General features: G+C 39.0%; 20 protein-coding genes. 3 read left to right on the forward strand and 17 right to left on the reverse strand.

Translation table 11 applies throughout. The features are described from left to right. Window positions 1-16: 16 nt before the first annotated feature. The 3 genes from LG402_RS12710 to flgB are packed head-to-tail and all read right to left on the reverse strand — an operon-like array spanning window position 17 to window position 1,685. Window positions 17-847, reverse strand: a complete 831-nt coding sequence (locus LG402_RS12710; RefSeq protein WP_109407818.1) for a flagellar hook assembly protein FlgD — start codon at window positions 845-847, stop codon at window positions 17-19. Window positions 848-859: 12 nt separating this feature from the next. Beyond that, window positions 860-1,264: a flagellar basal body rod protein FlgC gene (gene flgC / locus LG402_RS12715; RefSeq protein WP_023581815.1), complete on the reverse strand. Its 405-nt coding sequence runs from the start codon at window positions 1,262-1,264 to the stop codon at window positions 860-862. Between the two features lie 10 nt (window positions 1,265-1,274). Beyond that, window positions 1,275-1,685, reverse strand: a complete 411-nt coding sequence (gene flgB, locus LG402_RS12720; protein WP_006533174.1) for a flagellar basal body rod protein FlgB — start codon at window positions 1,683-1,685, stop codon at window positions 1,275-1,277. 209 nt (window positions 1,686-1,894) lie between these two features. Here flgB and flgA point away from each other — a divergent pair, with 209 nt between their 5' ends. The 3 genes from flgA (at window position 1,895) to LG402_RS12735 (ending at window position 3,948) form a co-directional block, all read left to right on the forward strand. Beyond that, on the forward strand, window positions 1,895-2,551 hold the full coding sequence (flgA, locus tag LG402_RS12725; RefSeq protein WP_166539684.1) for a flagellar basal body P-ring formation chaperone FlgA: 657 nt from the start codon (window positions 1,895-1,897) through the stop codon (window positions 2,549-2,551). Between the two features lie 642 nt (window positions 2,552-3,193). Beyond that, entirely contained in the window at window positions 3,194-3,493 is a 300-nt protein-coding gene (gene flgM / locus LG402_RS12730; protein WP_099075771.1) for a flagellar biosynthesis anti-sigma factor FlgM, read from the forward strand. A 17-nt stretch (window positions 3,494-3,510) separates the two neighbouring features. Then, a complete protein-coding gene (locus tag LG402_RS12735; protein WP_227335692.1) occupies window positions 3,511-3,948 on the forward strand; it encodes a flagella synthesis protein FlgN in 438 nt (145 codons plus the stop codon). Between the two features lie 381 nt (window positions 3,949-4,329). On the opposite strand, the gene flhA is transcribed toward LG402_RS12735, so the two are convergent. The 14 genes from flhA to flhD all read right to left on the reverse strand — a co-directional run bounded on the left by flhA (window position 4,330) and on the right by flhD (window position 20,578). Next, on the reverse strand, window positions 4,330-6,420 hold the full coding sequence (flhA, locus tag LG402_RS12740) for a flagellar biosynthesis protein FlhA (RefSeq protein WP_227335693.1): 2,091 nt from the start codon (window positions 6,418-6,420) through the stop codon (window positions 4,330-4,332). Then, window positions 6,413-7,561 carry a flagellar biosynthesis protein FlhB gene (flhB, locus tag LG402_RS12745; RefSeq protein ID WP_227335694.1) on the reverse strand — a complete coding sequence of 383 codons (1,149 nt, stop codon included), beginning with the start codon at window positions 7,559-7,561 and terminating at the stop codon, window positions 6,413-6,415. Before flhB ends, flhA begins: the two co-directional genes overlap by 8 nt. A gap of 419 nt (window positions 7,562-7,980) precedes the next feature. After that, window positions 7,981-8,637, reverse strand: a complete 657-nt coding sequence (gene cheZ / locus LG402_RS12750; protein ID WP_023581808.1) for a protein phosphatase CheZ — start codon at window positions 8,635-8,637, stop codon at window positions 7,981-7,983. A gap of 9 nt (window positions 8,638-8,646) precedes the next feature. Further along, window positions 8,647-9,036, reverse strand: a complete 390-nt coding sequence (cheY, locus tag LG402_RS12755) for a chemotaxis response regulator CheY (protein ID WP_023581807.1) — start codon at window positions 9,034-9,036, stop codon at window positions 8,647-8,649. 59 nt (window positions 9,037-9,095) lie between these two features. Continuing rightward, window positions 9,096-10,148 (reverse strand): protein-glutamate methylesterase/protein-glutamine glutaminase, encoded by a 1,053-nt coding sequence (locus LG402_RS12760; protein WP_109407821.1) that lies wholly within the window; start codon window positions 10,146-10,148, stop codon window positions 9,096-9,098. Then, on the reverse strand, window positions 10,141-11,031 hold the full coding sequence (gene cheR / locus LG402_RS12765) for a protein-glutamate O-methyltransferase CheR (protein ID WP_109407822.1): 891 nt from the start codon (window positions 11,029-11,031) through the stop codon (window positions 10,141-10,143). Before cheR ends, LG402_RS12760 begins: the two co-directional genes overlap by 8 nt. Window positions 11,032-11,037: 6 nt before the next feature. After that, on the reverse strand, window positions 11,038-12,684 hold the full coding sequence (locus LG402_RS12770; protein ID WP_166539681.1) for a methyl-accepting chemotaxis protein: 1,647 nt from the start codon (window positions 12,682-12,684) through the stop codon (window positions 11,038-11,040). 59 nt (window positions 12,685-12,743) lie between these two features. Beyond that, window positions 12,744-14,450, reverse strand: a complete 1,707-nt coding sequence (locus LG402_RS12775; RefSeq protein WP_227335695.1) for a methyl-accepting chemotaxis protein — start codon at window positions 14,448-14,450, stop codon at window positions 12,744-12,746. Window positions 14,451-14,834: 384 nt separating this feature from the next. Continuing rightward, window positions 14,835-15,335, reverse strand: coding sequence for a chemotaxis protein CheW (gene cheW / locus LG402_RS12780; protein WP_023581802.1), 501 nt, complete (start codon window positions 15,333-15,335; stop codon window positions 14,835-14,837). Between the two features lie 21 nt (window positions 15,336-15,356). Next, window positions 15,357-17,531 (reverse strand): chemotaxis protein CheA, encoded by a 2,175-nt coding sequence (gene cheA, locus LG402_RS12785; protein WP_166539680.1) that lies wholly within the window; start codon window positions 17,529-17,531, stop codon window positions 15,357-15,359. A gap of 35 nt (window positions 17,532-17,566) precedes the next feature. Further along, window positions 17,567-18,613, reverse strand: a complete 1,047-nt coding sequence (motB, locus tag LG402_RS12790; protein WP_109407826.1) for a flagellar motor protein MotB — start codon at window positions 18,611-18,613, stop codon at window positions 17,567-17,569. A 2-nt stretch (window positions 18,614-18,615) separates the two neighbouring features. Continuing rightward, the gene (gene motA, locus LG402_RS12795; protein WP_036935706.1) at window positions 18,616-19,509 is read right to left on the reverse strand and encodes a flagellar motor stator protein MotA; all 894 of its coding nucleotides are present in this window, start codon (window positions 19,507-19,509) and stop codon (window positions 18,616-18,618) included. A 134-nt stretch (window positions 19,510-19,643) separates the two neighbouring features. Next, entirely contained in the window at window positions 19,644-20,225 is a 582-nt protein-coding gene (gene flhC, locus LG402_RS12800; protein ID WP_006533207.1) for a flagellar transcriptional regulator FlhC, read from the reverse strand. A gap of 2 nt (window positions 20,226-20,227) precedes the next feature. Continuing rightward, the gene (flhD, locus tag LG402_RS12805; protein ID WP_036935704.1) at window positions 20,228-20,578 is read right to left on the reverse strand and encodes a flagellar transcriptional regulator FlhD; all 351 of its coding nucleotides are present in this window, start codon (window positions 20,576-20,578) and stop codon (window positions 20,228-20,230) included. Between the last annotated feature and the right edge of the window lie 1,439 nt (window positions 20,579-22,017).

The raw sequence follows: 22,017 nt of genomic DNA on the forward strand, positions 1-22,017 counted from the left end.
GTTGAATATGTGTTAGTTAAAGAACCTGACGAATTTCATCCAATGAAACGGTATTACCTAAGCCAACATCAAGGCGGGCACCACCATCCACCATGGACACACTATTCACCAGCGCATAATTCAGTGTCTTAACAGGGACCTGAGCATCATTAAGCGTGGCGTTAACGGTAAATTTATAACTTCCCGGTGGAACAGGATTATCATCTTCATCCGTACAATCCCAAGAGAAGTTATAAACATCCGGTAGCATCTTTTTGTCCATATTGATCGTACGAACGGTCACACCACTCGCATTGGTGATGTTTATCGTAAGAGAATCAGTTGGACTGAGTAATTCAAAACCAAAAGGTGTTGAAAAAAGGTGTTCGTCGCTAGGCGCAGTTGGGTCAGTACTTTCTGATTTATACGTTCCCATTTGCTGGCGCGTTTTCTCATTTTGAGTATCAGGTGTTGGAATTGTGTCATCCCCGTCACCAGGTTTTTCAGTCTCACCTTTACCGTCGGTTGGCTGAAAGACAACAATTTTATTCCCAGAGACCATGACACCACGGCCAACTAAGGAAGATGCTCGCAACGCCTGACTTTGATCAATTTGCCCAACAATGTTATTTACTGTTTTATTCAGTGTTTCGATACCTTCAACGGTCGAAATTTGAGCCAACTGAGACGTTAACTCATTATTTTGCATTGGGTTTGTTGGGTCTTGATTTTTCATCTGAGTGATGAGAAGTGTCAGGAAATTCCCTTTAATATCATCACTACCACTTTTTTTCGTATGGTATGAAGAAGGTGCATCCCCGATAATGGTATTATCATAAGGTTCATTCATTGAGGAGGAAATACCCACAATTTATTCTCCCTATTGACCTATCATCAGTGTTTTTTGCATCAGTGATTTTGCCGTGTTCATGACTTCAACGTTAGCTTGATAGCTACGAGAAGCGGAGATGGTATTAATCATTTCCCCTACGACATCAACATTCGGCATACGTACATACCCTTTTTCATCGGCAAAAGGATGCCCTGGCTGATATTCCATACGAAATGGGGCTGGATCATCCACCACCTCAGTGACACGCACGCCACCAATTTCTTGGCCGGCTGGTGCATTTACTTGAAAAACAACCTGCTTTGCACGATAAGGGTCGCCATCTGGCCCCGCAACACTGTCAGCGTTTGCCATATTGCTGGCACTCACGTTTAAACGTTGTGATTGCGCTGAAAGTGCTGAACTTGAAATATCGAAAATACTAAATAAAGACATGCTCTTTACCTTACTGTTGCAATACAGCCATCATGCTTTTAACTTGCGAATTAATAAATGTCACATCAGCCTGATACTTAAGGCTATTGTCAGCAAAATTACTACGTTCCATGTCCATATCCACGGTATTACCATCCATCGCAGTTTGATGAGGCACGCGATAGAGTAAGTCTGCCTCTAAGCGGTAACCGGGTTTGATTGGAATATGGCGCTCTGATGTCATCGCTAATTGCATGCCATGACTCCCCGTGCGTCCGTTTTCAATGGTTTTTTTCAATTCAGAAGCAAAATCAATATCACGAGCCTGAAAGCCTGGGGTATCTGCGTTAGCGATATTCGCAGCGAGAATTTCTTGGCGTTTATTGCGTATTGAGAGCGCTTCTTGTTGAAAATGAAACGTATTTTCTAATTTATCGAGCATCTTCTATCCTTGGTGGCTAAGCCACTTACCTCAGCTGATAAAACAATTTCAGTTGACAGAATAAACGCTCAAAAAAAAGATGATTGGAGGAATAGGCGTAAATTGGATTGCTATTTATGCGTTTAAGGCGTGTAAAGACGATGTACACTGTGCTGGCTAAATAAGTACAAATGCACAATTAGCATCAACTCTGTAAGGTGATACAAACTATGTTAGTTAAAACTCTTATCGGTCTGTTTTCTTTTTTCTTTATGGTGAATGTGAGTATTGCTAAATCACTCCCTGAAGAACTACAAGACTTCTTTGTCGCGCTTCATCAGCAAGGCGATAAAGTGACAGTGACAGTTTTAACACCTGAAGAGAAATGGCCTGTGTGTCAAACACAAGAGATCCAACGCCACGCTGGATCTCGCAATTGGGGACGTCTTTCGATTCCCATTCAATGTGATAAACAACGTCGTTTTATTCAAGTTGATGTTAGCGTTAATGGTGAATACTTAATCGCGAAAAAAGATATTAATCGTGATGACATCATTGAAACATCGGCTGTCAGCATGACAACCGGCGAGTTAGAAAAACAACCCTATGATGTATTGCGTGATCCAGCATTAATTAAAAATGCGATCGCAATGCGACAAATATCCGCAGGAAAACCCTTAACATCAACCATGGTTCGTCGCCCTTGGGCAATACTGGCGGGTCAAACAGTAACAGTTTTTGCACAAGGCCCTCACTTTCAGATCCGTTATGAAGGTAAAGCAGTAAACAACGCCGTGGCCAATGAAACGATCCGAGTAAGAGTAAAATCAGGCCAAATTGTCACTGGTGAAGCACTTGAAAATGGCTCTGTTCGCATTCCTCTTTAATAAATTAAAAAGCTGATAAGCAGAATAAGCCTATATTGAATTGCTTGTTACCGGTTTCAGTTATGGCAAGCCGAGGTAAACTCTCTTGCGCTACAATTTGAACAAATACTGTATTTGTATACATTTTTTACTCTAAATAATTCAAGTTGTATTAAAAATACAACCATATACATACTCTAAATAATTCAAGTTGTATTAAAAATACAACCATATACATACTCTAAATAATTCAAGTTGTAGCTAGGCGACAAATGAACGAACCGCTAGGAGCATACATAAGTATGTGACTAGTGTGAGTGAATGCGGTCAACAACGCTACGGCTTGAAGTATGACGAGTAATGGGACTAGTGCGAGTGAATGTGGTTAACAACGCTACGGCTTGAAGTATGACGAGTAATGGGACTAGTGCGAGTGAATGTGGTTAACAACGCTACGGCTTGAAGTATGACGAGTAATGGGACTAGTGCGAGTGAATGTGGTTAACAACGCTACGGCTTGAAATATGACGAGTATGACGACTAAGATTAAAGTTTTTGATTTCATAGCCGATATAAAGAATCAAGATGATAGGCGAAAACACATAGGTTGTTTTACAATGGCTTCATCTGACTATTAATTGATGCCTAACAAAGGATTTTCCTATGAGTATTGAACGCGCAAATCCACTGCTTCCGATTAACGCAATTGCACAACGTAACCCAAGTGAAGTTACACAGGGTTCACGTAAATCGGGAACAACTGAACAAAAAACTGCAACAGGTGACACTTCGGTTAAATTAAGTGAAGCGCAGAAAAAACTTGTTCAGCCTGGAAACAAAGACATTAACGTTGAGAAAGTTGCTCGCTTAAAAGAAGCAATTGCCAACGGAACATTAACCATGGACAGCGGTAAAATCGCGGATGCTCTTTTCCGTGAAGCTGCTGAAAGCATAACTCAATAATATTTTATATGATTATGATGGAAGAACTCCGCCAGACTTTAGATCTTCAATTATCACAGCTCAATACCATTGCTGGTATTCTACGTGCTGAACAGCAGTTATTGTGTGCAGGTAACATTGATATCAATGCACTTCACGAAGTTACTGAACAGAAGAATTTTGTCTTGTCGGCTTTAGGTCATACAGACCAACAGCGTCATACGCTAAGCTTACAAGCCGGTGTAGAAAAACCTTACACAGGGTTACCATTCTTATCTGATTTATGGATACAAGTAATGGATATTACGGCGGAGCTAAAACATCTTAATCAACATAACGGATTGCTATTAGAGCAACATATTTCTCGTAATAGTGATGCTATCCGTTTTTTGCAGAAGAACCACAGTCCAACCCTTTATGGTTCTGATGGTCAAGCACAGCGTTCTACATTAGCTGGGCGAAAAATTCAGGTTTAGGTTTTCTCGATAATTATCAGAATTCACATGTAACGCCATCAATATTGATGGCGTTTTCTTTATTGATAAAACTTTATTCACTTTAAGCCACCATACATCATTATTATCTATCTTCTTCTCGTAACCTTCATTTCTCTGATCTAAGTTTTAACTGTTATTTGAGCCTTTGATTCCTTGTTTCTTTGTTCCTTTCCTCATTTATTCACACCATTACTGCACTTTTTCATAACATCATTAAGCCACTTATTTATTGATGTACCTACTTCACCCTTTATTATGAGTAAAAGCGCTAACACATCCCCCTTTATGTCTATCAATATAAAAAAGGCCACTTAATAAAGTGGCCTTCGCTTGTAGATAACGGTATATCAGCGAGAATGATTAATGCGGTTGCCCACCAATCATTGATGTCATACGGATACGGCGACCTTCACTAATTTCCATATTCGATAACACCGCCAATTGCGGTAAGCTACGGCGTAAGAAGCGTGAAAGTAATGGACGCAATGCGTGATTCACTAATAATACTGGCGCACCACCGGACATCTCTTGATGGCGTACAGCATCTGCCGCCTGTTGTTCAATATTTTCAGCAAGCCCTGGCTCTAATCCACCGCCACTTTGCATCGCTTGAACAAGAATACGCTCTAAGCTTGCGTCTAAACCAATCACCTGGATTTCATCTTGATCACCAAACCAGTGTTGTGTAATCGCACGGCGAAGTGCAACACGAACCACTGCGGTTAATTCAGCTGGATCTTTTTGTTCTGGTGCATGCTCCGCTAATGCTTCTAATATGGTTCTCATATCACGAATAGGCACTTGCTCAGAAAGCAGATTTTGCAATACCTTATGCAACACCGTGAGTGAAAGCATATCTGGGATCATATTTTCTGTCATTTTAGGGAGCTCTTTACTGACCCTATCAAATAACATTTGTGCTTCTTGACGACCAAATAATTCTGATGCGTACTTCGTTAATGCATGGTTAAAGTGCGTTGCAATAACGGTACTTGCAGCAACAACGGTATAGCCCTGCACCTGTGCTTGCTCTCTTAAACTGTCATCAATCCAAACTGCGGGCAAACCAAAAGCTGGCTCTTGAGTGATATCACCGTCTAAAGAGCCGACTGCATTACCCGGATTGATTGCTAACCAACGACCCGGATGCGCTTCCCCATGACCAATTTCAACCCCTTTCATTAGAATACGATAAGAGGAAGGTCTTAACTCCATATTGTCACGTATATGAACGACAGGAGGGAGATATCCTGTCTCTTGAGCGAACTTTTTACGAATACCACTAATTCGCCCTAATAACTCACCATTTTGGCGGTTATCTACCATCGGAATTAAGCGATATCCTACTTCCATAGCTAATGGATCTTCCAGTTGCACATCTTCCCATGACGCTTCAACAACACGGTTTTGCTTCTCAACTTCTTCCATCTCTTTTTGTTGTTGCACTTCGGGATTAGCGTTACGACGTAAGATATACCAACCCAATCCGCCTAATGCTGCCGTGAAGAAGAGGAAAACAAAATTAGGCATTCCTGGTACTAAACCTAACAAGCCTAATACCCCAGCTGTTAACATCAGTACACGAGGATTATCAAATAGTTGAGTCACCATTTGTTGCCCAACATCTTCATCTGTTGCAACACGAGTAACAATAACACCCGCTGCTGTTGAGATAATCAATGCTGGAATTTGAGCAACCAGGCCATCACCAATGGTTAAAAGAGTATAAGTCGTTGCTGCATCGTTTAACGCCATTCCGTGTTGAGCAACACCGACGATAAGGCCACCCACCACGTTAATCACAAGGATCATTAAGCCGGCGATGGCATCACCACGAACAAACTTACTCGCACCATCCATTGAGCCGTAAAAGTCAGATTCTAATGAAACTTCTTTACGGCGTTTTTTAGCTTCATCTTCGTTGATAATACCCGCATTCAGATCAGCATCGATTGCCATCTGTTTACCCGGCATTCCATCTAACACAAAGCGTGCACCCACTTCAGCAATACGTCCCGCACCCTTGGTGATAACCATAAAGTTAATCAAAATAAGGATGATAAAGACCACAATACCGATAGCAAAGTTACCGCCCACAAGGAAATGGCCAAAGGCCTCAACAACGCGCCCTGCAGCTTCTGGCCCTGTATGTCCTTCCATTAAGATGATACGCGTTGAAGCAACGTTTAATGACAAACGTAACAACGTGGTAAACAGCAAAATAGTCGGGAAAGCAGCAAAGTCTAAAGTACGCTTGGTAAACATTGCCACTAACAGCACCATGATGGAGAGTGCAATATTAAAGGTAAATAATAAATCCAATAGAAAAGGTGGCAATGGCAATACCATCATTGACAGTATCAACAAGATAAGCACTGGCCCTGCCAGTATCTGCCACTGAGAACTTTTCCAATTTCCCGGCAAGCGGAGTAATGAGGCCAAATTAGCCATGACGATTATCTTCTCCAGCAAAGTCCAGTGCGGGAGGCACTGGCAAGTTCATAGGTTGTTTAGGTTTTAAACCACCTTCGGTTTTCCATCGTTTCAGTTGATAAACCCATGCAAGCACCTCTGCAACCGCAGCATAAAGGGTTGAAGGTATTGCATGGCCTATTTCACTGTGACGATATAACGCCCTAGCAAGCGGTGGTGCTTCTAGAAGCGGAATTCGATTTTCTGCGCCAATTTCTTTAATTTTTAACGCAATAGCCCCAGCACCTTTCGCTAACACTTTAGGTGCGGTCATTTTGTCGTTATATTGCAGTGCGACAGCATAGTGTGTTGGGTTCGTAACAATGACGTCAGCCTTAGGTACATCAGCCATCATTCGACGACGAGACATAGCATGTTGTTGCTGACGAATACGCGCTTTAAGTTGAGGATCACCCTCTTGTTGTTTAAATTCGTCTTTAATTTCTTGGCGTGTCATACGTAGCTTTTTCAGATGGCTACGGATTTGAAAAATAATGTCGAATGCCACCATCGGGATCAGCATAAAAACCGTAATGTAGACGGCAAAAATCAGCAATTGCATTGCATTGGCTAATGCACTAAGCGGTGGAAGTGTGATCAGATGAAGAATATCGTTCCAGTTGTGCCATAAAAAAACTGTTGCAGCGATCCCCACAAAGGTTGATTTCAGTATCGCTTTAAATAACTCGGCTAACGCATTCATTGAAAATATACGTTTTAACCCAGAAATAGGGTTCCATTTTTTCGGATCAAACTTAATCGATTTACTACTAAAGTTAATCCCGCCTAATAAAGCAGAGCCACCAATTGCCACAAGCACTAACCCAAAAAATACAGGTGATAACGCAAAAACAGCTTGTTTAATCAAGCTACCAAATCGAGGGATCAACAAATTCTCATTACCAATAAGGTGATGATTAAACGTAAATCCTTCTGTTAACATGGCATATAGCCCACGAGTGATAAATCCACCACTCATCCACAGCAAACTCACGCCACCCAAGATCATTAAAACGGATGAAAGCTCTTTAGAACGAACAATTTGCCCATCCTTTTTAGCTTTTTCCCGTTTATGGGGTGTGGGGTCCTCTGTTTTTTCGAGATCGCTATCTTCAGCCACAGTCTGTCCGATTTAGATATTGAGATTAAAAGCATGAATGAAATGACTCTAAGCATGACAAATTCAGAGGAAATTGATGGGCTGAACAATCGCAAATTTACGGGGCTTTTTGGGCTATGACGGTAGGTGTTTAGAAACCGACCTAATGATAAAAATAACAATAAAGGTATTTTTGGCGCTAATAATAAGGAAATCAGCGAAATTCACAGAAAATAATGTATTTTTTATATTGATGCTTATTTAAGCAACCTCGAAAGCCGCTTAAACAAAGCGGCTTACATTTTCTTCAATAGCGTGGGCTATCAAAGCGTTATTACGTGATTTTTTATCCATAAAGTACACCATCCTAAAGAGCAGAGCATAGAGCGAATGCGTTCTGCATATCTCAACGTCCTTATCGCCCTAAAACTCATCACAGGTCAAAAACCTAGACTTTCTAGCAAATCATCAACTTGATCTTGATTTTTGATCACACCAGCGTTGTTTTTATTAACCTGTGGACCATTTAATAAAGAATCAGTCTCTTTTTTCACATTAGACTTTTCAAGTTGCTCTGGTGGCAGGTTTTCCATTAATACCATCACGAGTTGTTTTTCAATTTCTTGAACCACACTCATCATGCGCTTAATCACCTGACCTGTCAGATCTTGGAAATCCTGTGCCATCATAATTTCCAATAACTGACTGTTAGTAAAAGCCGTACTCTCAGGGATATCCCGCAAATAATTGCGGGTATCGGTTACAAGAGAGCGTACATCTTTCAGCTCTTCTGGCTGTTCAAACCATTGGTCCCAACGTTCAGTAAGCTTAGTTGCATCGGCACTTAACGCATCCTGTTTAGGTTGCGCAGCTTCGACACAGTTCAATGTACGCTCAGCTGCCTGAGCGGTCATTTGAGCAACATAATCCAATCGTTCCCTAGCGTCAGGGATGGCTTCTGCTGCTTCGGCTATTGCTTTATCCAATCCTAATTCTCGCAAACTGTCGCGCAACATCCGCGTCAATTGTCCGATCCGGCTGATAATATCAGATGTCATTTCAATATTATCTTTCGGCATAATTGGATTCCCACTCATTGCGACTCCTTAGATGCCCAGTTTTTCAAAAATTTTATTTAGTTTTTCTTCAAGAATTGCTGCTGTAAAAGGTTTAACAACATATCCACTTGCACCGGCTTGCGCTGCTGCAATGATATTTTCTTTTTTAGCTTCAGCGGTCACCATTAATACTGGTGTTGCTGCAAGTCCCGCATCACTACGAATATTTTTAAGAAGCTCTAGACCATCCATGTTTGGCATGTTCCAGTCTGTTATCACAAAATCAATTGCCGAATTGCGTAATTTAGCTAACGCGTCAGCACCATCTTCTGCTTCTTCTACATTCGTAAATCCTAATTCCTTTAGCAAATTACGAACTATGCGGCGCATTGTTGAAAAATCATCAACCACTAAAAATTTCAGATCCTTACTTGCCATTGAAAACTCCTTCAAAATATATCGGCAAATTACTGTGTTGCTTTTTAAACTGAACTTAATCAGATACGCAATGATTGCGTGCTACTGATTTTCATCAGTACCGCTTTACTCATTGAGCTTATACTTTTCACCTCATCAACTGCGCCTATTTCAACCGCAGCACGAGGCATACCAAAGACGACACAACTCGCTTCATCTTGTGCAAAGGTATAACTTCCCGCTTGACGCATTTCTAATAACCCTGCTGCACCATCACTTCCCATCCCAGTTAAAATAACGCCAATAGCATTACGCCCCGCATATTTTGCGACTGAACGAAATAGCACATCGACTGAAGGACGATGACGGTTTACTGCTGGTTCTTTATTAATGTGGATCTGGTAGTTAGCACCATTACGACGAAGCTCCATGTGATAATCACCCGGCGCAACATACGCATGCCCTGGTAATACACGTTCTCCATCTTCAGCTTCTTTTACACTGATTTGGCATAAACGATTTAATCGTTCTGCAAATGAGTGTGTAAACCCTGCTGGCATATGTTGTGTAATCAACACCGCAGGGCTGGTAACGGGTAATGGTTCTAGAAAATTACGAATAGCCTCTGTGCCACCAGTTGATGCACCTACAGCAATCAACTTTTCACTCGAAATCATCGGTGTAAATGACAATGATTTAGAAGGCACGACTTGAACTTCACGCCGACTAATTCGAGCAAGAGCAGCAGCACGAATTTTTTCTGCAATCAGTTCACTATAAGCGAGCATACCTTCACGTAAACCAAGCTGTGGTTTAGTCACAAAATCAACAGCGCCCAGTTCTAACGCTTTTAACGTTACTTCTGAGCCTTTAGCTGTTAATGATGAAACCATAACGACAGGCATCGGTCTTAATCGCATCAGTTTTTCCAAGAAATCAATACCATCCATACGTGGCATTTCAACGTCTAACGTTAATACCTGTGGGTTGTACTTTTTTATTAAGTCACGAGCCACTATAGGATCTGGTGCACAATCAACAACCTCCATATCACTATGACTGTTGATGATTTCTCGCATGATTTGACGCATTAGCGCCGAATCATCAACACAGAGTACCGTTATTTTATTCATAACCTCTCCTTGCTGGTGTCAGCCCGTAAACGGTATGCCCATGCAAGTAGAAATCCTTGCTAAGCTGGCTTACATTTTCAGAATGCCCAACAAACAGCATTCCGTCTGGTTTAAGTAATGAGGTAAAGCGGTTAAGTAAGGTTTGCTGTGTCGTTTTATCAAAATAAATCATGACATTACGACAAAAAATCGCATCAAAACTACCTTCTAAATCCCATTGCTTGTCGAGTAGATTCAAATACTGAAAAGAGACCATCTCGCTGATTTGTGGCCTAATTTTCACGTATCCTTCAAAATCGCCGACACCTTTGAGAAAATATTTTTTCAAATATTCATCATTTAATGTTTTAAGCTCTTCTTGTCGGTAAACACCTTTTCGTGCTTTATCCAACACATTTGTATCGATATCGCTGGCAATAATTTTGGTTTTATAAGGGTTATTCCCAAAAACATCGCGTAAAGTCATCGCTATTGAATAAGGTTCTTCTCCAGTAGATGCAGCTGCACACCATACTCGGTAGACGCCTCCGGCTCTTTTTCTGGCATGTTTTGCCAAAATAGGAAAATGATGTGCTTCCCTGAAAAATGCAGTGAGATTAGTTGTTAAAGCATTAACAAACTCTTGCCATTCAGGGTTGCGTACATCACTTTTAAGAAACGCAAGATAGTCACCAAAGTTATTCATCCGTAATTCACGTAACCTCCTAGTGAGACGGTTATAAACCATCTCCCTTTTGTTGTTAGTCAGCACAATACCTGCCTTTTGATAAATCAATTGGCATATAGATTGGAACTGATCATCGGACAACATGAACCGTTGGGTAAAAATATCCAACGGTTGAGCAGCGATATCTGATAAGACTTCAGTAACATTACGTTTCATTGTTTTTTAATGGGTCTTTTTAAAAAATGATTTTTTATCTGCTTTTTTCAACCCATTACCTTCTAGGGATGAAGAAGTATTATTCTCATCCGTGTCAGGCAACTCGAATGCCGATACAGCATCAACAAGGTTATTAGCCTGATCTTCCAATGCTGCGGCAGCAGATGCTGATTGCTCCACCAAAGCAGCGTTTTGCTGTGTCACCTGATCCATCTGACTGACTGCATCAGCGACTTGGTGAATACCTCTGCTTTGTTCATCAGAAGCTGAGGCGATTTCTGCCATTAATTCAGTGACTTTATTTACTGATGTGACGAGTTCCTCCATTGTCTGCCCTGCATTATTAACGAGTTGAGAACCTTGAGAGACTCGTAAAACAGATTCATCAATTAATAATTTGATTTCTTTTGCAGCATCAGCACTACGTTGAGCAAGATTACGAACTTCTCCAGCGACAACAGAGAATCCTCGTCCTTGTTCGCCTGCGCGAGCAGCTTCAACAGCCGCATTAAGTGCTAATATATTGGTTTGGAACGCAATACCATCAATCACACTGATAATAGCCCCTATCTTTTGAGAACTTTGTGTAATCGCATCCATGGTTTCAACAACACTATGCGTAATTTGACCACCACGCATGGCTGTCTCAGAAGCAGATTCTGCGAGCTTACTTGCTTGCAGGGCGTTATCAGCATTTTGTTTTACCGTTGCTGTTAACTCTTCCATGCTTGCCGCAGTTTCTTCTAATGAAGCAGCTTGTTGTTCAGTTCTTGAGGATAAATCCGTATTTCCTTTGGAAATTTCTTGAATGCCAGAATACATAGCGTGGCTGTTATCTCGAACAATACGAATAGAACGCGCTAACTCACCACGCATATCTCGTAATTGTCTAAACACATCCCCTATTTCGTCATCCGTAAATACAAGAATTTCACGATTTAATTTGCCAGTCGCAACATCATTAAAATAACGGCTTAAACTTGCGAAAGGTTTAATGATATTAAAACTTAGCCAACGGTGAGCCGCGATTGACACAACAATAATCATCGCTATTGCACCGATAAACATTAAGATAGCGATAGTATAAGAACGATGTCCTTGCTCTATCGATTCTGTAATTTCTGTCTGCACGTAATTCATATAAGTATTAAATGAATTTTCCATTGCCGTTTGATAACGTTCCGTTGGTTGATCTAAAAAACCTTGGAAATTATCGTTTTTTAACATGCTATGTAATTCAGTTAATGCACCATATAAAACGCGGTAATCATTTTTCACCGCTTCAACGATTTCTTTTTCTTCTGTCGGTATTGCCTCTTTATTTATTTCAGCAAGGAAATTTTGAAAATGAGTATTCGCCGTTTCCAAGCGTGAAAGTGCAATTGATTCAATAGATTGAATATAATCCGTTGACTGTTCAGTTTTCATTGCGATAGCAACACGATTAATCGCATTACGTGTTTGTATTAAAGATGCCCAACTTAATCCTAATTCATCTCGCTTAGATGTATCTAAATCAACTCTGGTGATCTGTTCGTTATTCAAATGGATAATTCCTAGCGAAATACCACTAGAAATCACCTGCATAACGCAAAACATCATCAGTAATAAATATAGACTGGTGGATATCTTTAATTTGCGAAACCTAAACATGCCTTCACCTCGTTTAAAGCGGTGGTAAAAAGCCACCGCTTGTCAGCCACTTGTTGTTGTTAGAAAGTTTCCCAGTTAGCGGGATCTTCAACACTGCTGCTCTTTTTCTTTTCTGAGGTTCCTGGTTTTATAAGTGGAGCAGCGGCTTTAACTACAGGGGTTGCATCCGATTCCTTTCTTTCTAGCGTTTTTTCTTCCTGACCCGGTAATTTGAAGATTGAAACTAAGCGGGTTAATGCAACTGCTTGATCTTCAAGACCAGCAGCAGCGGCTGCAGATTGTTCTACTAAAGAGGCATTTTGCTGAGTGACACGATCCATTTCAGATACCGCAAGGCCAACTTGTGAAATACCTCGGCTTTGCTCATCTGATGCAGAAGCGATTTCGCCCATAATGTCAGTAACTCGAGTTACAGAGTCCACAATACGCGTCATCGTCTCACCCGCACTTTCAACAAGCACAGAGCCTGTTTCAGTACGGCTTACAGAATCTTCAATCAGTGTTTTTATTTCTTTAGCAGCTTCTGCACTTCTCTGTGCAAGGTTACGAACTTCACCGGCAACTACCGCAAATCCGCGACCATGCTCACCGGCTCTTGCTGCTTCAACGGCTGCATTCAGTGCCAAAATATTGGTCTGGAATGCAATACCATCGATAACGGCAGTAATATCGGTGATTTTCTGAGAACTTCCGGCTATGTCGTGCATTGTTTGCACCACATTAGCAACAACTTTTCCGCCTTGACGGGCGATATCTGAGGCATCGTTGGCAAGGTTACTTGCTTGACGAGCGTTATCTGCGTTCTGTTTTACCGTTGCAGTTAACTGTTCCATGCTTGCCGCAGTTTCTTCTAGTGAAGCCACTTGCTCTTCGGTACGTGCAGACAGATCATTATTTCCAGCTGCAATTTCACTCGTGCTGTTATAAATATTTTCTGTGCTCTGATAGACTCCACGAACGGTTTGAATAAGCTCTTGTTGCATATGCTTTAAGCCATTCGCTAACAAGCTCATTTCATTACGGCCATTCACTTCAATATTTGGACGTAAGTCCCCTTCGGAGAAGGTTTTAATACTTAATAGAAGTGAATTTAATGGTCTAATCAAGGCATTACGTAACGCAAACCAGCATAAAATTAACGCAGAGATAACGATAATGGCTAAAACAACCATTGTGATAACAGTACGTTGGTGAGAGGCTTCTAATGCCACGTTTAATTCATCATTAAACTTCTCATTACGCATAACGTAGGCAAGATATTCTTTATAAAAAGCATCTTGATAACCTGTCGTTGGTTGCTCAAAAAAGTCTTTTAAATTATTATCTTGAAGTAAAATTTCCAATTGATTTAATGCAGAGAAATATTCGATAAAACGCCCTTTTAGGCTACGAACATCATCTTCTGAGTGAACTTGATAAGCAGTAATATTCTTTTCAAATTCTTTAAATTTCTCATCTGCACGAGACATATTTTTACGAGCAAGACCCGTGAGATAGTCAACAGAAAGAGAATCATCCACATTCAGGTTTTTATCTTGTAATAAAAAGCTAATCGCAGCACGATTAATATTATTACGGGCTTGGAGTAAGTTAGCCCAACTTTCGTCTAGGCGCTCACGTTGATCCTGTATTATCAGTGTTTTATTCAGGTCATTTCTTGTCTCAATAATATTTGAGTAAAAAACTCCCCCGGAGATAAATTGCAAAACACCAAACAACAGAAGAATGGATAATAATCCAGTCACTATTTTCATTCGGCTAAACATAGTTTCCCTTTTTTATAATAAATGGTAATGAGCAAGTTATCGGCAGACTTAAGAGAAACTTTATAGGTTTCATTTCGTCTTAGTCACGTTTTTGCCCCATTAAAAAGCGGTGGTAATACTTGTTTTTAATTAAAATTATAAGTATAAAAAACTTTATATTTATTTCCGTCAGTAGAAAAACATTACAACTAGGTGATAGCTACTTATAAATTAATAAATAATAAAATAGAACTTAACTCAAATTATCAGTTCTTTTTTATCTTTAAATTTACCTTAAAGTTAATTTAATGCTTTAGCACTCGCTAATAAAATAAAAAAGACAGAAATAGCTATTCCGGCAAATTTACCGGAACAGTATTTAGATTATTTTTAAAAAATAAAAACTTATTTAGCCTGAATTGTTGCGCTATCAACTAATTCCATTTCTTCGCTGTTGAGCAATTTCTCAATATCAACAAGAATAAGCATTCTTTCATCTAAAGTGCCTAAACCTGTTAAATATTCTGTAGACATTGTGACCGCAAACTCTGGCGCAGGGCAGATTTGCTCTGGCTTTAGCGTAAGAACATCAGAAACGCCATCAACAACAATTCCCACAATTCGATTTAATAAGTTAACCACAATAACAACAGTATTGTCATTATAAGTTACACTTTCTTGTGAAAATTTAATACGCAGATCAACAATCGGAACAATAACGCCCCGTAAATTTGTTACCCCTTTAATAAAGCTAGGTGAATTAGCAATACGAGTAACTTGATCATATCCACGAATTTCTTGAACCTTTAAAATATCAATTCCATATTCTTCGTCGCCCAGCGTAAAAATTAGAAATCCTTGTCCAACAGTTTCACCGGATAATTTCTCGAAATGTTCCGAAGCCATAATCTTATTTTATCCTCACTATTAAATGACTGCGCTTGCAGTTGTATTCTTTTTCTTATTTGTCATTTGTGTATGACTTAAGCGTTGTAATTCTGGTACATCAAGAATTAAAGCCACACTACCATCGCCCATAATTGTTGCGGCAGAAATACCCGGTACTTTTCGGTAATTGCTTTCTATATTTTTAACGACCACTTGATGCTGACCAACTAATTTATCTACCAATAAAGCATAACGGCGTCCGGCACTTTGTACGATAACCGCAATCGCTTGAGTAATATCTGTTTGAGCACCTTCAATATTAAAAGTACGATGCAATTCGATGAGAGGTAAATATTCTCCTCTTACTTGCAATAATTTCTCATCACCCGCTAATGGATAAATATCATCCTCTTCAGGTTGTAAAGAACTAACTACTGTACCTAATGGCAGAATAAAGACTTCGTCTTGTACTTTAACTGACATGCCATCCAAAATAGCTAATGTAAGCGGCAGTAAAATACGAATACGAGTCCCTTTGCCCACTTCAAAACTAATTTGAATTTGACCGCCCATCTCTTGGATATTTCGTTTCACAACATCCATACCCACACCACGGCCAGAAACATCAGTCACAACTTCTGCGGTTGAGAATCCAGGTGCAAAAATCAGCATAGCAACTTCTTCATTGCTCATATTTTCAGAAACTGAAAGCCCTGAAGAAATGGCTTTTTTCAAAATCCGTTCGCGGTTTAAACCAGCACCATCATCAGTCACTTCAATACAAATATTGCCGCCTTGATGTTCAGCAGACAATGTTAATTGTCCTGCTTCTGGCTTGCCAACAGCAACGCGATCTGCTGGCATTTCAATACCATGATCGAGACTATTACGGACTAAGTGAGTTAGTGGATCGATAATTTTTTCAATTAAACTTTTATCAAGTTCTGTCGAGCTACCAATCATGTTTAGCTCAACTTTTTTATTCATTTTACCTGCTAAATCACGTACAACTCGAGGGAATCGGCTAAATACATATTCCATTGGCATCATACGAATCGACATCACAGATTCTTGCAGATCACGAGAATTGCGTTGCAGTTGTGCAATACAACTTAATAAATCGCTGTATATAGACGGTTCAAGGCTATCGCTATGCTGAGCCAACATTGATTGTGTGATAACCAATTCACCGACTAAGTTGATAAGTTGATCCACTTTTTCAACCGCAACACGAATACTGGTTGATTCTGTTTTAGGAGTTGGTGCAGTAGCGGGTCTTTTAGCAGGTGTCGACACTGTCGCAGCTGGTGTTTTAACCGGTTCTGGTGTTATTACTTTTTCAGCAGCAATAGATTGAACAGATGCTGGATGCTCAACTTGGTTTTCAATATGAGCGCCATCAGCAGATATTTCACTCTCTTCTGATGTCGTAATATGTTCTGCCGTTTCTTCTGTCGCGGTATTTTGTCTAAACGAGATTTGTTCAGGCTCAATCACAAAACAGAGTACCGCACTAATATCTTCTTCTGTTGCGGTTGTTTTTAATATTGCCTCAAGACCATGATGTTGTTTTTCAACTTGGCTTACTTCCCCAAGATGTTTTAATTCATCAAGCATTAAATCAATATCGGTCTCTTTAAGATCAGACAAAATAATGTGATGGTAATAATGTCCATCAGCAGCCATTTTCGATGTTTCTTCTACAATGGCGTCATTTTGTACACTTTCAACATCCGATGATGAGGCAGAAGTTTCAGTCTCAGTGACGTGTAAAACTGAAGTTTCAGATCCAGCAACGGCCTCAACATGAGGAGCTGATTGTTCTTCTTTTACATCGAGAGCCAGCTGACGCAACTTCTCACAAATATAGTTAAATGTTTCCTCATCAGGTTCTTGTGAGTTTTTATGTGCATCCAATTGCTGTTGCATAATATCTTTCGCTTCCAGAAACAGGTTAATAATGTCGTCGGTGAGCGCCATCTCATGACGTCTTGCACTATCGAGCAAGTTTTCAAGCACATGAGTGGTCTGTTGAAGTTTAACGAAGCCAAATGTTGCAGCTCCTCCTTTTATGGAGTGTGCACTACGGAAAATCGCATTCATCTGTTCTTGATCTGGATTTTCTGGATCAAGTAACAGTAAATGCTGTTCCATATCAGCTAACAACTCATCTGCTTCATCAAAAAATGTTTGATAAAACTCAGTAATATCCATCGTTACTCATTCACCTTTACGCGATTACCAACAAATTAGGGGGCTGTTCCCTGTTTTGTAGTAATATTTGTCGATTGTGATGGCAAACTTTCCCCAGAAACTCCTGTTTCAACATTTTCCTTTTTTGATTCGGGAAGCTCAGATGCAGAAGACACAGACGACCCCGCCTGTGTATTTGCTGCTTTTTCTTGTGGGGTTTCTTGCCCTGAAAGTAGAGGCTCAATTTCTGAAGCCTCAGTTACTGTCGGTGCAACCCGCTCATTTTCTTGTACAATTTTTTGTTCTGCTTGCTTCGTTAAGACCAAAATACTGATCCGTCGGTTAGCTGGAGCAAAACCATCCTCTTTAACTAAATGAACTGTTGATGCCATACCTACAACACGCAACACTTTCCACTCACTTAATCCTGCACCAATTAATTCCCGTCGAGAGGCATTAGCGCGATCGGTTGACAATTCCCAGTTACTATATTTAAAAGCGCCACTTGCATAAGGAATATCATCGGTATGACCCGATAAACTGATTTTATATGGTGTGTCATTTAAAATAGGGGCAATAGCCGTCAAAATATCCTTCATATAAGGTTCAACGGTGGCGCTACCAACTCTAAACATAGGGCGATTTGCTTTATCGATAATTTGAATTCGTAGGCCTTCATCCATCATGTCTATTAATAAATGAGGCTTCAGATCTTTTAATCTAGGATCATTTAAAATGACCTGTTCTAAATTATCTTTTAATCGGCGGAATTGTTGCTTTTCATTGAGCTGTTTATCTTCCTCGCCTTTTGGCAAGACATCCCCTTCGTTATAGACAGGATCACGCCCTCCTCCAGGAATAGGATTTGTTGCATCTCCACTAAATCGCCCTTTTTCAATCGCGACTTTTAACGGTGTACGAAAATATTCTGCTACACGAGTTAATTCTTGTGGACTAGAGATTGAAAGTAACCACATCACAAGAAAGAAAGCCATCATTGCAGTCATAAAGTCAGCATAAGCTATCTTCCATGCACCACCGTGAGCGTGATGTTGCTTTCTCCCTCGCTTTTTAACTCGAATGATTTGTGAATTACTCTTCATAATTACTCTTCTTTCATTGCATCAGGATTTGCCTGCATCGGTGTCCGTACCTGACGTACATGTTCTTCCAATTCAATAAAAGAAGGTCTGTCTGCCAGAAAGAGGGTTTTACGTCCAAACTCAACCGCTATCTGTGGCGCATATCCATTCATGCTAGATAACAGTGTTGTTTTGATACACTCCATCATTTTCATTTGTTGACTAGAGCGCTGTCTGAGTCGAGAAGCTAATGGCGAAATAAAACCATATGCTAATAAAATACCTAAGAAAGTCCCGACCATTGCATGACCAATGAGAACGCCCATTTCACCAGCAGGTCTATCGGCTGCACCTAACGCATTAACGACACCCATCACCGCAGCAACAATACCAAATGCGGGTAGTGAATCACCCATGGCAGATAATCCCGTTGCAGGAACTTCGCTCTCTTCCTCAAAAGTTGCAATCTCTTCATCCATCAGAGATTCAATTTCATAAGGATTCATATTTCCTGTCACCATGAGACGCATATAATCAGTAATAAAACTGAGCATATAGACATCTTTCATAATGCGGGGATATTGGGAAAAAATATCACTTTGCTGTGGGTTTTCGATATCTCTCTCTAATGCCAACATGCCGTTTTGACGCGCTTTTGACAACAAACGAAACATGAGTGCCATTAAATCCATGTACATCGCTTTATTGTAATTGGTACTGCGAAGTAATTTCGGTAGGATCTTCATTGTTGATACAATTGCTCTACCATTATTACCTACAATAAAAGCACCGATACCGGCACCAAAAATGATTATAAATTCGGCTGGCTGGTACAAGGCGCCTAAACTACCACCGACGAGAAGATATCCCCCGATGACGGCGCTCATAACCACGATATATCCTAAGAGTACTAACACGCGATATCCCTTTAGCTAATTTCGTTATAGAGAGAATGGCGAACATAGCAGCAAGAGATAGGAGTGGGAGAGGAAACGGCTCAGGTTATAGATAACTAAGCTCTATAACCTGATATTTAACTTTCAATCTCGAATCACATTGCAAACTGTTCAAGACCATCCAACAGTTGTAAGTTAATATCGGCAGGATTGGCGGAAAGTTTACGTTTTTTTATTGCGCGAGAAGGAGGCTGGCAAAGACTACAAACATAATTGCTAGCAGGCTGGTGTGCGTGTGTAATAAATGAACCATTACATTTGGTGCAAACTGAAAGTTGTAACATACCACTTTCAACAAAGCGTACTAATGTCCATGCTCTTGTTAGTGCTAAAATAGGTTCTTGATCTTTAACAGGTGGACATTGTTCTAAGTATAAACGATAAGCTTTAACAACTGCCTCAACTCCTACACATCCCCCATTTTTCAATAAAAAACGATAAGCATTGTAGAACATTGAGGAATGGATATTTTGTTCCCATGTCATAAACCAATCCGTTGAAAAAGGTAACATTCCTTTTGGAGGGGGGCTCCCTCTTAATTCTTTGTATAATTTAATTAAACGCCCCCGACTTAATTGAGTTTCACTTTCAAGCATTTGTAAGCGGGCACCCAAGGTGATTAATTCCATTGCTAAGCGAATGTCTTTCGCTTCTCGGACGATACTTTTCTCACTCATTGTTATGCCCGTTTCTTTGTTGCAGAAGTATCTTGTTCCGCTAACTGACGAAACAAGTTTGAAGAAAGAAGAATTCCAGTATGGATCTGTTGTAAATCATCCACTCTAGATTCTTTGGTGAGTTGTTCTATTGTTTCGCTGTCTTCAAACCGGAAATTACAGATTAGTTGGTTTGTTTCAGCCAACTTAACCAATTGAGGCAATGTAAGCTCTGCAAGAGCATCAGCCATGGAATCACTAATACCAAGCCTAAACATTGCTGAAGCCTTTTCTTGGTTAATTAACCTTTGCGCCAAAAGCAAATACGATAAATTTATGTCATAAATATGCTTAAGCAATTCAACCGTACTCATCTCTTTACATCCCGTCCGATTATATTGAACAAAGAGGATCTTCCTAATGAAAGATCCCGAGGAAATTAATATAAATGTAATATTAAATTTCCAGGCCCCATTTTATGAACATGACACGTAGTAACACTACCTTGTATTACTTAGTTACGGTCATTTTCAAAAGTAGCGAAAAAAACATTTAAATTAAAAGTAAACTTTAAATGCTCGCTAATATAGCTCGTTAAGAATAATCCTAACGCGACAACTTTACTCCTTAACGATTAAGTTATTCAACGGATAAAGTAGTCCAATTTAAATACTATGTGAGTCACATCACAAAAAGATAATCATTATTATGGAATTAGTTCATTAACTATTCAAGTGATAAAAGTAATAAAACTCTGTGTAAATTAATAAGCTAATCTACCCAAATTAAAATATTAATGATAATTTTTTATTTTATACGATCTATTAAACTTATAAACCTAAAAATACAGCATAAAAATTTGACAAATCCACAATTGAAGATTTTTTTGATCACAGTAACATATATTGCAATATCTACTCCTCATCTTTATCTAAACAAGCTCTTCCAGTTTAATAAATATTTCTACAGATATTATTTTTTTCATCATTTACTTAAACCCTCAGAAATGATCACTTTTTATTTACAATTTGTTTGAAAAATAGACTACCATAATTATTTCTAGTTATTCTTTTTTTTATCTTAATTTAAGCATCTATTTTTTCCTTTAAAATCAAAATGATAAATCCATGTTTTTATGATTCAGAAGGATAAGCCATATAAAATTAAATTCTTAGTTATGCACCATCACCCTTAAATCATTGAATATTTATTTCCACAAGATTAAAGTTTCATATGTAATAGTATAAATATACTTATATTTAAAGGTAGCCTTTTAACACTTAAATTACAGAACTCTTAATAAGAGTTTTATTGACTGTAAATTAGTCACGACTAAATAATATCCCCATATAAGTAAGTTTTATTTATGAATTATAGTTTATTTTATAAACAGACAATATTTGCGCTAGCTGTTTTTTTAATATTAAAGATAGAAATAAGAAAAAAGAAATTTAATAGTAAATAATTTCATACCAATCAAATTAATAAGTGAGAATATAAATACAATACAATATTTGGCTTAAGAAAAATGTAAGAAACACTGAGTTAATTTATAAAAATAAGCCCTATTTAATTAAATTAAAAAAAGAAAATTTAAAAATAAATATTTAAAAACACAATTACATATATTGATAAAATAAATTTCAATAAACTATAGACATTATATTCAATGAAGAAAAATAAAAAAATTAAGAAGAACTTGATTTTTTATATTATAAAATTTACCTTTTTTATTATAAAAAATAGACTGAAATTGAAATATTAATTTCAGTTTTATAAAAAAAATATTTAGAGTTCCCTAATATAAAGTGAT

The sequence above is a fragment of the Proteus sp. NMG38-2 genome, assembly GCF_020640995.1.
Classification (GTDB): Bacteria; Pseudomonadota; Gammaproteobacteria; order Enterobacterales; family Enterobacteriaceae; genus Proteus.